This is a genomic window from Agrobacterium cavarae, from assembly GCF_004310285.1.
Classification (GTDB): domain Bacteria; phylum Pseudomonadota; class Alphaproteobacteria; order Rhizobiales; family Rhizobiaceae; genus Agrobacterium; species Agrobacterium cavarae.
Window position 1 is genome coordinate 105,424 of the sequence record NZ_SISF01000013.1, and the last position, 12,785, is coordinate 118,208.

At 61.1% G+C, this 12,785-nt stretch carries 15 protein-coding genes; 4 read left to right on the forward strand and 11 right to left on the reverse strand.

Features of this window, described 5'->3' with window-relative positions; translation table 11 throughout:
* The 6 genes from zapE to sdhC all read right to left on the reverse strand — a co-directional run.
* The coding region (gene zapE, locus EYC79_RS00455) for a cell division protein ZapE (RefSeq protein WP_245495154.1) at positions 1-971 on the reverse strand (971 nt) is incomplete at its 3' end.
* Between the two features lie 64 nt (positions 972-1,035).
* A complete protein-coding gene (locus EYC79_RS00460; protein WP_062424890.1) occupies positions 1,036-1,569 on the reverse strand; it encodes a protease inhibitor Inh/omp19 family protein in 534 nt (177 codons plus the stop codon).
* A 203-nt stretch (positions 1,570-1,772) separates the two neighbouring features.
* Positions 1,773-2,552 (reverse strand): succinate dehydrogenase iron-sulfur subunit, encoded by a 780-nt coding sequence (locus EYC79_RS00465; RefSeq protein ID WP_062424891.1) that lies wholly within the window; start codon positions 2,550-2,552, stop codon positions 1,773-1,775.
* Positions 2,553-2,569: 17 nt separating this feature from the next.
* Positions 2,570-4,411, reverse strand: coding sequence for a succinate dehydrogenase flavoprotein subunit (gene sdhA / locus EYC79_RS00470; protein ID WP_062424892.1), 1,842 nt, complete (start codon positions 4,409-4,411; stop codon positions 2,570-2,572).
* Between the two features lie 6 nt (positions 4,412-4,417).
* On the reverse strand, positions 4,418-4,798 hold the full coding sequence (gene sdhD / locus EYC79_RS00475; protein ID WP_062424893.1) for a succinate dehydrogenase, hydrophobic membrane anchor protein: 381 nt from the start codon (positions 4,796-4,798) through the stop codon (positions 4,418-4,420).
* A 12-nt stretch (positions 4,799-4,810) separates the two neighbouring features.
* Positions 4,811-5,203 (reverse strand): succinate dehydrogenase, cytochrome b556 subunit, encoded by a 393-nt coding sequence (gene sdhC / locus EYC79_RS00480; RefSeq protein ID WP_062424894.1) that lies wholly within the window; start codon positions 5,201-5,203, stop codon positions 4,811-4,813.
* Between the two features lie 304 nt (positions 5,204-5,507).
* Here sdhC and EYC79_RS00485 point away from each other — a divergent pair, with 304 nt between their 5' ends.
* On the forward strand, positions 5,508-5,873 hold the full coding sequence (locus EYC79_RS00485; protein WP_130976851.1) for a hypothetical protein: 366 nt from the start codon (positions 5,508-5,510) through the stop codon (positions 5,871-5,873).
* Positions 5,874-5,886: 13 nt separating this feature from the next.
* On the opposite strand, the gene EYC79_RS00490 is transcribed toward EYC79_RS00485, so the two are convergent.
* From EYC79_RS00490 to tsaD, 5 genes are read right to left on the reverse strand one after another with little or no spacing between them, the layout of a single operon-like run.
* Positions 5,887-6,531 (reverse strand): class I SAM-dependent methyltransferase, encoded by a 645-nt coding sequence (locus EYC79_RS00490; protein WP_130976852.1) that lies wholly within the window; start codon positions 6,529-6,531, stop codon positions 5,887-5,889.
* Positions 6,532-6,539: 8 nt separating this feature from the next.
* Positions 6,540-6,983 carry an EVE domain-containing protein gene (locus tag EYC79_RS00495; protein ID WP_130976853.1) on the reverse strand — a complete coding sequence of 148 codons (444 nt, stop codon included), beginning with the start codon at positions 6,981-6,983 and terminating at the stop codon, positions 6,540-6,542.
* Positions 6,984-6,997: 14 nt separating this feature from the next.
* Entirely contained in the window at positions 6,998-7,291 is a 294-nt protein-coding gene (locus EYC79_RS00500; protein ID WP_130976854.1) for a YciI-like protein, read from the reverse strand.
* Between the two features lie 25 nt (positions 7,292-7,316).
* Positions 7,317-8,306, reverse strand: a complete 990-nt coding sequence (locus tag EYC79_RS00505) for an NAD(P)H-dependent glycerol-3-phosphate dehydrogenase (protein ID WP_130976855.1) — start codon at positions 8,304-8,306, stop codon at positions 7,317-7,319.
* Positions 8,303-9,400, reverse strand: a complete 1,098-nt coding sequence (gene tsaD / locus EYC79_RS00510; RefSeq protein WP_130976856.1) for a tRNA (adenosine(37)-N6)-threonylcarbamoyltransferase complex transferase subunit TsaD — start codon at positions 9,398-9,400, stop codon at positions 8,303-8,305. Before tsaD ends, EYC79_RS00505 begins: the two co-directional genes overlap by 4 nt.
* 72 nt (positions 9,401-9,472) lie before the next feature.
* On the opposite strand from tsaD, the gene hemC reads away from it, so the two are divergent.
* The 3 genes from hemC (at position 9,473) to EYC79_RS00525 (ending at position 12,782) form a co-directional block, all read left to right on the forward strand.
* Positions 9,473-10,402 (forward strand): hydroxymethylbilane synthase, encoded by a 930-nt coding sequence (gene hemC, locus EYC79_RS00515; protein WP_130976857.1) that lies wholly within the window; start codon positions 9,473-9,475, stop codon positions 10,400-10,402.
* A 3-nt stretch (positions 10,403-10,405) separates the two neighbouring features.
* Positions 10,406-11,164 carry a uroporphyrinogen-III synthase gene (locus EYC79_RS00520; protein WP_130976858.1) on the forward strand — a complete coding sequence of 253 codons (759 nt, stop codon included), beginning with the start codon at positions 10,406-10,408 and terminating at the stop codon, positions 11,162-11,164.
* Positions 11,165-11,297: 133 nt separating this feature from the next.
* Entirely contained in the window at positions 11,298-12,782 is a 1,485-nt protein-coding gene (locus tag EYC79_RS00525) for a COG4223 family protein (protein ID WP_130976859.1), read from the forward strand.
* Positions 12,783-12,785: the final 3 nt, after the last annotated feature.

The window sequence follows — 12,785 nt, forward strand, 5'->3', positions numbered from 1 at the left end:
AACCGTTTGGTCTCATTGCGGCGGTCCGCGCTCAGCAGCGGAATATGATCGATGAAGACGGTATCGAAGCGATCGGCAATGGCCAGAAAATCGGACGCGCCGAGCGGCTTCTCGCAAAGATCGCGGAAGGTGAAGCGCGCCACCCGTCCCGCCGCGCGCGGCACGAGAACAACGCGACCCTTCATCTCGATCTCCACTGGCGCAACGACCTGACCTGCAGTCAGATGATGCCAGGCCATGTCCATCGCCTGATCGGCAGCGCCATCGAGCGGCGTCACATAGACGGGCAGGCTTTTGACCTTCTCCATGCGGTAATCGATCGGGCTATCGAGCGAAACGACGTCGACATTCTGCTTGAGGAGATCGATGAACGGCAGGAAGAGACCACGATTGAGGCCGTCCTTGTAGAGATTGTCCGGGACGACATTGGAGGTGGTGACCAGCGTACAGCCATTGGCGAATAGCTCGGTGAAGAGCCGCGCAAGGATCATCGCGTCGGCAATGTCCGTGACGGTGAATTCGTCGAAGCAGAGCAGTTCGGCTTCGGCAAGCAATTGCGCGGCGACCGGCGGAATGGGATCGGCCTGTTTGGTCTCGCCGTTCTTCAGCTTCTGCCGGTGTGCGTGGACGCGATTATGCACATCGGCCATGAATTCATGGAAATGGCAGCGGCGCTTCTTCTCCACCGGCGCCATCTGGAAGAACATGTCCATCAGCATCGTCTTGCCGCGCCCGACGCTGCCATGGACATAAAGCCCCTTGACGGACGGCGAGGCGGCGGCCTTGCGGGCAAACATCCAGCCAAGCGCGCTCTTCTTCTTCGCGGGCTTGCGCAGTTTCAGGTCGGAGAGGATTCTGTCGAGATGGGCCGCAACGCCGAGTTGGGCGGCATCGGCCTTCAACTCGCCGGACGCCGTCAATGCGTTGAGTTGCTCAACGACACTATGGTTGTAGTCCGGCACTCGCTGCATGGAGAAAGACCCCGCGCGCGAAGCGCACGTCGCTTACAGCAGACGCGCGCTCCCCGTCGATCTGTTATCGGCTCAGACTCAGAGGCTGGCCGTTATTGGTCGTACCGTCGTAACGGGCATCGGAGGTCTTGTAGACGCGACCGATCGTATCGCCTTGACGGTTCTTGAACTGGACCATCTTGCCCGAGACTTCCCAGGAGCCCATGGCTGTCAGGTCGCCGGTGCAACCGCGCGTACCGCCGCGCGAACCGCTGCCGAGATTGGTGAGCGTCAGGAACATATCGCAATTGGCGCCGCCATTGGACACACGCCAGTTGCCGACCATCGATTCCTTGGTCACATCCAGAGCCGTCGTCGGCGCACCCGCTGCGACAGTGGCGCTGCCGGGCGGCGTTGCCGTCGGAGCCGTCGGGAACTGGGAAGAACCACCGGGAGGAGGAAGCGCGCCGGACTGGACCGATGGAACTGGCTGCGCCTGAAGCGGCGGCGTATAGCCGGGACCCGCATTCGAATTGCTGCTATAATCGTAAGAGGTACGCTGGCAACCGGCGAGGCCGATAACGACCGCAAGGCCCGTCACCACATATCTAACTTGCATCTCAAGCTCCCGATTCTCGTCGCTTCGGAAAATTCATGGTTACACAAAGCGGCCGAATTATTACCAAAGCCTTAGCTAAGGCAAGACGCGGCAACGATAATTGCCATTTCGACGGCATTTTAGGAAAATTCTTCGCCGCTTTCGAATGAAGAAGCCGCGACCTGTGGCCGCGGCTTGCGAACATTACAGATACAAGGCGACCGTCACACGCGACGCTCGACCATCATCTTCTTGATCTCGGCAATCGCCTTGGCAGGGTTCAGACCCTTGGGGCAGGCTTGCGCGCAGTTCATGATCGTGTGGCAGCGATACAGACGGAAAGGGTCTTCGAGATTGTCGAGACGCTCGCCGGTTGCTTCGTCGCGGCTGTCGATCAGCCAGCGATAGGCCTGCAGCAGAACGGCCGGACCAAGATAACGGTCGCCATTCCACCAGTAGCTGGGACAGGACGTGGAGCAGCAGGCGCATAGAATGCACTCGTAAAGACCATCCAGCTTCTGGCGGTCTTCGTGGCTCTGCTTCCATTCCTTCGCAGGCGGTGGAGATACAGTCTTCAGCCACGGCTCGATCGAGCGGTGCTGTGCGTAGAAGTTCGACAGATCCGGCACCAGGTCCTTGACCACCGGCATATGCGGCAGAGGATAGACCTTTACCGTGCCGTTGATCTCTTCCATGCCCTTGGTGCAGGCGAGCGTATTCGTGCCGTCGATATTCATCGCGCAGGAACCGCAAATGCCTTCACGACAGGAACGGCGAAGTGTGAGCGTCGGATCGATCTTGTTCTTGATGTACAAAAGCGCATCGAGAACCATCGGGCCGCAATCATCGATATCGATGTAATAGGTATCGATGCGCGGGTTCTGGCCGTCGTCAGGGTTCCAGCGATAGATCCGGTATTCGCGAATATTCTTCGCGCCTGCCGGCTTCGGCCAGACCTTGCCTTCGGTCATCTGAGAGTTTTTGGGGAGAGCAAGTTCAACCATGTCCAATACCTCTCAAATCAATAGACGCGTGCTTTTGGCTCGATCTTTTTGGGATCGATGCCATCGGCGATGAGTTCGGTGTGAACCGGACGGTAGTCGAGCTTGACGTCGCCCGCTTCGCTGACCCAGGCCAGCGTGTGCTTGCGCCAGTTGACGTCGTCGCGGCCGGCGAAAGGACCATCGGTATAGTCCTCGCGCGCATGCGAGCCGCGGCTTTCCTTGCGGGCTTCCGCGCCGTAGACCGTGGTGATGGCGTTGGCCATCAGGTTTTCCAGTTCCAGCGTTTCCACCAGATCGGAATTCCACACCATCGAGCGGTCGGTCACCTTCACATCGGGAAGTTCCTTCCAGATGGCGGAGAGACGTTCGCAGCCATTGGCAAGCGATTCCTGCGTGCGGAACACAGCGGCGTCTTCCTGCATGGCGCGCTGCATCTTGTCCCGAAGCACGGCCGTCGGCGTGCTGCCGCTGGCGTTGCGCAGGCGATCGAAGCGATCCATGATCTTGTCGCAGGCAGCAATGTTGAGCGCAGGTACCGGCTCCTCGCGGTTGATGACCTGGGCGGCGCGAATGGCGGCCGCACGACCGAAGACCACGAGGTCGATCAGCGAGTTGGAGCCAAGACGGTTTGCACCGTGAACCGAGGCGCAGCCTGCTTCGCCAACAGCCATCAGGCCAGGTGCGATGCGACCAGGGTTTTCGCTGTCGGCGTTCAGCACTTCACCCCAATAGTTGGTCGGAATGCCGCCCATATTGTAGTGAACCGTCGGCAGAACCGGGATCGGTTCGCGCGTCACGTCCACGCCAGCGAAGATCTTGGCGCTTTCGGAAATGCCCGGAAGACGCTCATGCAGAACCGCCGGATCAAGGTGATCGAGGTGGAGGAAGATGTGGTCCTTGTTCTTGCCCACACCTCGGCCTTCGCGGATTTCCATGGTCATGCAGCGCGACACGACGTCGCGCGATGCCAGGTCCTTGGCAGACGGAGCGTAACGCTCCATGAAGCGCTCGCCTTCAGAGTTGACCAGATAGCCGCCTTCGCCGCGCGCGCCTTCGGTGATCAGGCAGCCTGCGCCGTAAATGCCAGTCGGGTGGAACTGAACGAACTCCATATCCTGAAGCGGAAGGCCGGCGCGTGCAATCATGCCGCCGCCATCACCCGTGCAGGTATGCGCGGAGGTGGCGGAGAAATAGGCGCGACCGTAACCGCCGGTCGCCAGAACGACCATCTTGGCGGAGAAACGGTGAATGGTGCCGTCGTCGAGGTTCCAGGCAACGACGCCGGTGCAGCGGCCGTCATCCGACATGATCAGGTCGAGCGCGAAATACTCGATGAAGAATTCCGCATTGTTGCGCAGCGACTGGCCATAGAGCGTGTGCAGAATTGCATGGCCAGTACGGTCGGCGGCAGCGCAGGTGCGCTGTACCGGCGGGCCTTCGCCGTAATTCTGCATGTGACCGCCAAACGGGCGCTGGTAGATCTTGCCTTCGGCGTTACGCGAGAAGGGCACGCCATAATGCTCGAGCTCATAGACCGCCTTTGGCGCTTCCATGGCGAGATACTGCATGGCGTCCACGTCGCCGAGCCAGTCGGAACCCTTGACGGTGTCGTATAGGTGCCACTGCCAACAGTCGGGCGTCATGTTGACGAGCGAGGCGGCGATGCCGCCCTGGGCGGCAACGGTGTGCGAACGGGTCGGGAAAACCTTGGTGATGCAGGCGGTCTTGAAGCCCTGCTCGGCCATGCCGAGCGTGGCGCGCAGACCAGCGCCGCCAGCACCCACGACGATGACGTCATAGGAGTGATCGACGTAAGTATAGGCCTTGCCGTTCTGGGAGGGTGAACTGTTCGGTGCCATGACGGATTATCCTGCGAATGCGATTTTCAGAACGGCGAAGAGACAGAGACCGCCGACGGCCACCGCGAAGAAGGTGTTCAGCATCAGAAGAACCAGCTTCGGAACTTCCGCATGCACATAGTCCTCGATGATGACCTGCATGCCGAGCTTCATGTGGATGAGGCCGGAAATGACGACGAGGCCCATGGTCACCGCGACAAGCGGGTTCGACAGAGCCGAAACGACGACCTCGTAGGGTGCGCCGCCATACATGACGAGGAAACCGACGAAGAAGATCAGCAGCGGCACGTTGGCAACGGCCGTCACGCGCTGGCGCCAGAAATGCTCGGTGCCTTCCTTGGCCGAACCGAGACCGCGAACCTTGCCGAGAGGGGTGCGCATATCCATGATGTTATCTCCTCAGCGCACGATCAGGGCGACAACCCAGATCAGCGCGGTCAGACAGATCGACGCGACGAAGGACGCCTTGGCGAGCTTGGTGGTGAAATGCTTGTCGAAGCCATGGCCCAGGTCCCACATGAAGTGGCGAAGACCGCCCAGCATGTGGTGAACCAGCGCCCAGGTATAGCCGATCAGGACCAGCTTGCCGATCAGCGAACTCATGGCCCACTGTACCCAGGCATAAGCGTCGACGCCGGAGGCGGTCGCAATCAGCCACCAGGCAACGAGAAGCGTGCCGAAATAGAGTGCGCCACCGGTGATACGGTGTACAATCGACGCAACCATTGTCGGAATTGGCTTGTAGATTTGAAGATGCGGCGACAAAGGCCGATTGTTTGTCGTGTTCGCCATATGAACCTCACGGCGTTTCCTGGCGCCGATGATAGCCGGGCGCCCCCAAACAACGCACATGACGAAAGAATGTGCATTGCACCAAGCGCGACCTTTAATCGCAGGAGAGCATCACGACAAGTACAATCGGCAACCGTTTTGAATTTAATCGATTGTGGTCTAAAAAATTCTGCGTGATTCTCTGGATCGAAAATAAAATGTCGAGCGTTTCCAAACGTCAGCATTCGATTTAATTTACGTAAACGTAAAATAAAAGCAGCCTTTCCGATTGAACGGGAAGCTTAAAAACTGGATGGAGAAGATCATGTTCAAGCAGGCATCCTGGATCATTCCAACTCTCCTGATCGCCGTTGGTTCCCCTTCTCTGGCGACCGCAAACGACTATCATCGCGACCACCGCTCCTATCAGAGATACGGTGACTCACAGCCCTCCGTGGTCGGTGGCTATGGTCTGCCTTCCCATGTCAGAGGCATCGGCACCTATGCGGGCGGACTGACGGCAGCGCGGTTTCCCGGCAACGGCAACTACTTCTACGCCCAAAGCGGCGGCGCCTATCTGCCGGATGATTATCGTCGAAGCACCATCGAGCCGCGCATCATCCACGTGAACCAGCGCACATTCAATGACAGCTGCCATTATGAAGCAGGCGTCTGCGTCATCCGTCCTTAAGGGCTTTCGGCAGTCAGGACAGACGCCAGACGGTCGTCTGCTTGACTTCGCTATCCTCCAGCGCCCGCGTCACCGGCACCTGATAGGTGGCGCAGGCGGTCAGCTTCGTCTTGGGCAGATAGGCACGGCCTGGATCACCGACCAGCACGGCAACGCCCTTGGACGTGATGGTTGAAAACCATGGGATCAGCGCATCGGCAAATCCCTTGTCGTAAAACACATCACCAGCAAGCAACACGTCGGCGTCGAGATCCTTGCCGATGACATCATCTGAGATCACGTCGATCGTGACGCCGTTGACGACAGCATTCAGCATAACCGCACTCTTTGCCCAGGGATCGATATCGACCGCCAGCACGTGTGCCGCACCGGCAAGGGCCGCGGCAATCGCCACCATCCCGGAGCCGCTGGCGAAATCGACGACCCGCTTGCCGCGCACGATATCGGGATTATCGAGAACATAGCGCGCCAGCCCCTGCCCGCCGGCCCAGGCAAAGGCCCAGAAGGGCGGCGGCAGGCCGATCTCTTCCAGCTCTTCTTCCGTCTTCAACCACAGATCATGCGCTTCGCTTGCCAGATGGAGGCGAAGCTCTGGAACATGCGGCGGTGCCATGATGGTCGTATTGGCGCGGATGAAGGCGTCTGGCGCGGTCTTCAAGGTCTGGATCAGTCTGGCGAGCGCGGTGGCTTGTCGACGCCTGCCATATGGCAGACTTCCAGATATTCGTCTTCCGTCACCGGCTGGACGGAAAGCCGCATGGAGGTGACGAGCGACATGTCGGCAAGCTTCGGATTGGCCTTTACTGCCTTCAAGGTCACGGGCTTCGGCACGTCGCGGACCGCCTTGATGTGCACGCAGTCCCAGCGCGCATCCCCCTCTGCAGAGGAATCCGGCTTCGACAACTCGCAGACCTCGACGATGCCGACGACTTCCAGCCCCTCATTGGAGTGATAGAAGAAGCCCTTGTCGCCAAGTTTCATCGCCCGCATGTTGTTGCGCGCCTGATAGTTCCGCACGCCGGTCCATTCCTCGCCAGCCTCGCCCTTGGCCTTCTGCTGTTCCCAGGACCAGGTGTCGGGTTCGGATTTGAATAGCCAGTAATTCGCCATGTCGTGCTTAGTCCTTACGCAGCCGGATTGTTGAAGACCCAATTATAGGGCTTCACATCGACGCTTTCGAAAAGACCCGCCTTGGCATAGGGATCGGCATCGGCAAGGGCACGTGCGACATCGATATCGGCGGCTTCGACGATCACCAGGCTGCCATTCGGCTTGCCATCCGCATCAAGAAACGGGCCGGCGATCTTCAGCGTGCCTTCGGCGTTGAGCTTGTTGAGATGCTCCAGATGTGCAGGGCGGGTATCCATGCGCACATTCAGATGGCCAGGCTTGTCCTTGCAGATAAAGGCAAACAGCATTGTCTTCTCCTCTTTTGCCCAGTCCCTATTCGGTGGTGATGGGCCGTGTCATCAATTGTCGCATGGCAGTGCGAATGTCCAGCCGCCCGTCGATGATCGCCGCAACGGCATCGGTGACGGGCATGTCGATCTTGTGGTCGGCGGCAAGCCGGGACGCAACGGAGGCGGCGTAGGCGCCCTCCACCAGCCCGCCATGGAAGGCCGAGGGTGCGTCCCCCTGCCCCAGCGATATGCCGAAGCGCAGATTGCGCGATTGGTGGCTGGTGGCGGTCAGCACAAGATCGCCGAGACCGGAAAGCCCGCGCACCGTATCTGCCTGCCCGCCGACGGCAACGACAAGCCGCGACATTTCCGCAAGCCCGCGCGCAATCAAGGCCGCGCGCGCCGATTCACCCAGCCCCGCCCCTTCGACGATGCCGGCGGCGATCGCCAGCACATTCTTCAGCGCGCCACCAAGCTGCACGCCGATGCGATCGGTGGAGGCGTAGAGCCGGAAGGTCTGCCCGGAAATGGTTTGCGCCAAGTGCTCGGCAAGTGCCGCGTCGCTGGCTGCAACCGCCATGGCTGTCGGCAGCCCCTTGGCGATATCGGCGGCAAAGCCCGGCCCGGAAAGCACGGCCACAGGATGCGACGGCAATTCCTCTTCCAAGACTTGTGTGAGAAGCAAGCCGGACGAGCGGTCGATCCCTTTCGCCAAGGTCATCACCACGGCATCCTTAGCCAGGTAAGGACCATATTGGCGCGCCGCATCCGCCTGCGCCTGTGAGGGCATGGCAAACAGCACGATGCCGGCATTGCGCAGCACTTCGGGTTCGGCGGAATAGTTCAGCGCATCGGGAAGCGCGATTCCCGGCAGCGCCGCATCATGCACGCCATCGGCCTGCAGGTCGGCCATCAAGGACGGATCGCGGCCAAGCAGCGTGACGTCATGGCGGTTTTCCAGCGCAATCACCACCGCAATAGCCGTGCCGAAGGCACCGGACCCGATGACAACGATGGTTTCGCGCTTGCTCATGCCTTGGCTCCCCGCTTGCCAAAGCCGACCAGTGTCTTCGCATCCGCATCGAGCGGCCAGCGCGAGCGCGGCTGTGTGTCAAGACTGTCCGGCTCCATGCCTTGCGCCATGCGCTCCAATCCTGCCCAGGCGATCATCGCGGCATTATCGGTGCAAAGCGACAACGGCGGGGCGATGAAGCGGAAGCGGTGCTTGTCGCAGAGCGCCTGCAAGGTGCCGCGCAGCTCCTGATTGGCGGCGACACCACCGGCAACGACGAGGGCCGGTCCACCCTCGACGGAGGGGAAGGTTTCGGTGAAACGCTGAAGCCCGCGCCCGATCCGGTCCTGCAATGTGCGCGATACCGCCTTCTGGAAGGAGGCGCAGATATCGGCAATGTCCTGATCTGTAAGCGGGGCGATGGCAGTGGCTGCCTGCCGCACGGCCGTCTTCAGACCGGAAAAGGAGAAATCGAGCCTTGCTTCACCTACCATCGGGCGCGGCAGGGGGAAGCGATCGGGATTGCCATTCTTCGCCGCTTTCTCAACTGCCGGTCCACCAGGATAGGGCAGACCGAGCAGCTTGGCCGTCTTGTCGAAGGCTTCGCCGAGCGCATCGTCGATGGTCGTTCCCCAGCGCTCATATTGGCCGACACCGCGAACCAGGATCAGCTGGGTATGACCGCCGGACACGAGCAGCATCAGATAGGGGAAGGAAAGCCCGTCCGTCAGCCGCGCCGTTAATGCATGGCCTTCCAGATGGTTGATGGCATAAAGCGGCTTGCCCGCGGCCTTCGCAATTGCCTTGCCGGTCATCAACCCGACGATCAAGCCGCCGATGAGACCAGGCCCAGAGGTGGCTGCAATCGCGTCCACTTGCCCCAGCGTGACGCCCGCCTTGGCGAGCGCTTCCTCGATCAGCGTATCGAGGGCTTCCACATGGGCGCGGGCGGCAATTTCCGGTACCACGCCACCATAGGCGCTGTGTTCTTCCAGCTGCGACAAAACGACGTCAGAGACGATCTCACCACGGCCATCAGCATGCCGAACCACCACAGATGCAGCGGTTTCGTCACAACTGGTCTCTATGCCGAGGATACGAAGAAAGGGGGTCATCAGCCGGTTCGTTGATTGCGGTGCTTTTGAAACTTAGGTACGAACACCTCCGGTAACAACGGATAGATGCGGATGCAAACAAAACCTTTCCGAATAGGCACGCGCGGTAGCCCGCTGGCACTGGCGCAGGCGTTCGAAACGCGCGACCGGCTGGCGGCGGCGCATGACTTGGCCCCGGAGATGTTCGAAATCGTGCCGCTCGCGACCAAGGGCGACCGCATGACCGACCGCCCCCTGTCCGAAATCGGCGGCAAGGGCCTGTTCACCGAAGAGCTGGAAGCGCAATTGCTCTCGGGCGATCTCGACTTTGCCGTTCACTCGTCCAAGGACATGGCAACCAGGCTACCCGACGGACTGGAGCTGCGCGCCTTTCTGCCGCGCGAAGACGTGCGCGATGCCTTTATCGGCAGAACTGCACCTCGCCTCCTGGAACTGCCGCACGGCGCCATCGTCGGCTCGGCGTCGCTCCGCCGTCAGGCGCTCATCCGTCGCCTGCGCCCGGACCTCGAGGTCATCATCTTCCGTGGTCTGGTCGATACGAGACTGCGCAAGCTGGCGGAAGGCCAGGCGGATGCCACCCTGCTTGCCTTTGCCGGGCTGAAGCGGCTGAACAAGGACGACGTTCCGACCGAACTGCTGGACCCGAAGGAGTTCCCCCCTGCCCCCGCGCAAGGCGCCATCGGCATCGAATGTCGCATCGGCGATAGCCGGATTCAAGATCTGCTCTCGGCCATCAATGACGGGCCGACCTATGATGCGGTGATGTGCGAACGCGCCTTCCTAGCCGCTCTCGATGGCTCCTGTCGCACGCCGATTGCGGGGCTTGCCACCTGTCATGGGGAGGACCTGCACTTTCATGGCGTCATCCTCACACCGGATGGGCAGACCGAACATGCCGTCGAGGTGTCCGGCACGCTTGCCGATGCCGAAACGCTCGGCCGCCAGGCTGGCGAAAAGGTGCGACACGCCGCCGGTCCCAGCTTCTTCGAAAGCTGGACCTGAGCCATGCGCGTCGTCGTGACCCGTCCGATGCGTTCGGGGCAGAAGACGGCGACGCTGTTGCGCGAGCGCGGCCACGAACCCATCCTGATGCCGCTGACCGAAGCGGTGCACAAGACGCAAGCCGCAAGGGAGGCGCTGACGCGCCAACCCAACGCTCTCGCCGTCACCAGCGCCGAGGCCCTTCGCGCCCTAGACACATCCGGCATCGATCTATCCGGCCATCTCGACCGCCCGGTTTTTGCCGTGGGTGCGGCAACCGCCCAGGCGGCACGCGAGTGCGGATTTAAGACCGTGATTACCGGTGAGGGAGATGGCGCGGCACTCGCCCATCTGGTGAAGACGACACTGACGCCGGACGGGCAAGTATCATCGGCAAAACGCCCTGCTGCGCACGTGCTCTATCTTGCCGGACGGCCCCGTGAGGGCGGCTTCGAAAACACACTCGCGGCAAGTGTCATCACGCTGGATATCGCCGAGATTTACGAGATGCAGCCTGTCTCGTGGGAAGGGCCAGCCTTGCAGGCCGTGCTCGACATTCCGCCGGATGCGGTTCTCCTCTATTCCCGCGAGACCGCGCGGATCTTCTTTGACCTTGTCCAGGCCCATGATCTGGCGCCCCTTCTGCACACCAGCCGCTTCATCTGCATCAGCGAAAAGCTTCTGGACGTCGTTCCGACACCGCATCGCAGTCGCGCATGTGCAAGCGCCACGCCAAGCGAACACGCAATGTTGCAGCTTCTGGACAGGGGCGCTGGAACCTAATTCCCTTTCGCCTCTTTCCTTTGCCACCATCACTGACTAGGTTTGGGGCGTGGCGACATGCGATCCCGTCTTCCCGAAAGGTGGTACGTCGCCACCGCGACCGAGGAATAGACACGACTAGAATGAGGTTGTCATGGTATCCGGAAAGCCGCCACGCCACTCCAAATCCAAGACCGAGCCGGTCACGATCGATCTGGACGCCAAGGACGTGACGGATGTCAGCGCCACCAAGCCATCCACGTCTGCGGATACGACGGCGACAAGCGCATCAAGTGACGCAAAGCCGGTGACGGAACCGAGCACTCCCGAACCCGTCACGCCAGCGACCGGCGTGGCGGACGGAGCAAAAGCCGAGAACCCGAAGCCGATCTGGGACCAACCAACCAAATCGCCGATCGAGCCTGAGCCGAATGTCGGAAAACCGCAAGACGCGTCCGGGAAAGACGAAGGCCCAGCGAAGACGGACGCGACGGTAAAGCAGGAGCCGCCGAAAGCGACAACGGCAGCAGCCTCCACCACCACATCGTCTGCTGCATCGAGCAGCGCTGCCGATAGCGCCAAAGCGACATCGAGCACCTTCGGGAAGGACGCCTCAAAGAGCGACCCCTTCAAGCCGCAGACGACGGCATCCACATCCTCCAGCGCATCGTCGGCCAGCAAGCCGTCGGCAGCCACCACATCGCCATCGAGGGATGCGAAGCCGCAAGGCAATTCCGGCCTGATTGCCGCCGGCATTGTCGGCGGCCTGATTGCGCTTCTGGCCGCAGGCAGCATGCAATATGCCGGCGTCCTGCCGTCCAGTTCAGCCGATAGCGGTTCGTCGACGGAACTGGCCGCGTTGAAATCTCAGGTCGCCAGCCTGCAGCAGCAGATCGCCGAAACACCAAAAGGACAGACCGCTGACACGTCTGCGCTCGAGCAGCGCCTTGCCGCACTGGAAAGCTCCACCGCATCCGGCGGCGACGCCAGCGCTAAGATCTCCCAGCTTGAGACCACGGTTTCGACCTTGCAGTCCGAGCGCGCAGCAGAAGACCAGAAGATTGCGTCGCTGACGCAGCGGCTCGACGCGGCAGAAACCAAGATCAACGAGCCTCGGGACGATGTCGAAGTGGCGCGCGCCATTGCCTCGGCAGCACTCAAGGCGGCGATCGATCGCGGCGGTCCTTTCCTCACGGAACTCGATACACTGTCCAAGGTCACGCCGGACGATCCGGCAATCCAGGCGCTGCGCCCCTTCGCCAATACCGGCGTACCGACGCGTGCGGAACTGGTGCGTCGTTTCCCCGATGTCGCCAATGCCATGCTGACGGCCCTTCGCCCGACCGATCCGAATGAAGGCATTTTCGACCGGCTGGCCAACAGCGCCATGTCGCTGGTCAAGGTGCGCCCTGTCGGCAATGTCGAGGGCGAGGGCGACGATGCCAAGATCGCCCGCATGGAAGATAAGCTGCAGAATGGCGACCTGAAGGGTGCGGCCCTTGAATGGGATGCTCTTCCCGAAGCCGCCAAGACGGCGTCGGCCGATTACAAGAAGTCGCTGGACGCACGCATTCAGGTCGAGGATCTCGTCAACAGCACATTGAACCGCGCCGTCAGCAGCACAGGCCAGCAGGGGTAAGAC

What these genes read in the sequence shown, in the direction of transcription:
- EYC79_RS00460 (WP_062424890.1), bottom strand. Translation starts at nt 1,569, where the DNA reads ATGCAAGTTAGATATGTGGTGACGGGCCTTGCGGTCGTTATCGGCCTC.
- EYC79_RS00465 (WP_062424891.1), bottom strand. Translation starts at nt 2,552, where the DNA reads ATGGTTGAACTTGCTCTCCCCAAAAACTCTCAGATGACCGAAGGCAAG.
- sdhA (WP_062424892.1), bottom strand. Translation starts at nt 4,411, where the DNA reads ATGGCACCGAACAGTTCACCCTCCCAGAACGGCAAGGCCTATACTTAC.
- sdhD (WP_062424893.1), bottom strand. Translation starts at nt 4,798, where the DNA reads ATGGATATGCGCACCCCTCTCGGCAAGGTTCGCGGTCTCGGTTCGGCC.
- sdhC (WP_062424894.1), bottom strand. Translation starts at nt 5,203, where the DNA reads ATGGCGAACACGACAAACAATCGGCCTTTGTCGCCGCATCTTCAAATC.
- EYC79_RS00485 (WP_130976851.1), top strand. Translation starts at nt 5,508, where the DNA reads ATGTTCAAGCAGGCATCCTGGATCATTCCAACTCTCCTGATCGCCGTT.
- EYC79_RS00495 (WP_130976853.1), bottom strand. Translation starts at nt 6,983, where the DNA reads ATGGCGAATTACTGGCTATTCAAATCCGAACCCGACACCTGGTCCTGG.
- EYC79_RS00500 (WP_130976854.1), bottom strand. Translation starts at nt 7,291, where the DNA reads ATGCTGTTTGCCTTTATCTGCAAGGACAAGCCTGGCCATCTGAATGTG.
- EYC79_RS00505 (WP_130976855.1), bottom strand. Translation starts at nt 8,306, where the DNA reads ATGAGCAAGCGCGAAACCATCGTTGTCATCGGGTCCGGTGCCTTCGGC.
- tsaD (WP_130976856.1), bottom strand. Translation starts at nt 9,400, where the DNA reads ATGACCCCCTTTCTTCGTATCCTCGGCATAGAGACCAGTTGTGACGAA.
- hemC (WP_130976857.1), top strand. Translation starts at nt 9,473, where the DNA reads ATGCAAACAAAACCTTTCCGAATAGGCACGCGCGGTAGCCCGCTGGCA.
- EYC79_RS00520 (WP_130976858.1), top strand. Translation starts at nt 10,406, where the DNA reads ATGCGCGTCGTCGTGACCCGTCCGATGCGTTCGGGGCAGAAGACGGCG.
- EYC79_RS00525 (WP_130976859.1), top strand. Translation starts at nt 11,298, where the DNA reads ATGGTATCCGGAAAGCCGCCACGCCACTCCAAATCCAAGACCGAGCCG.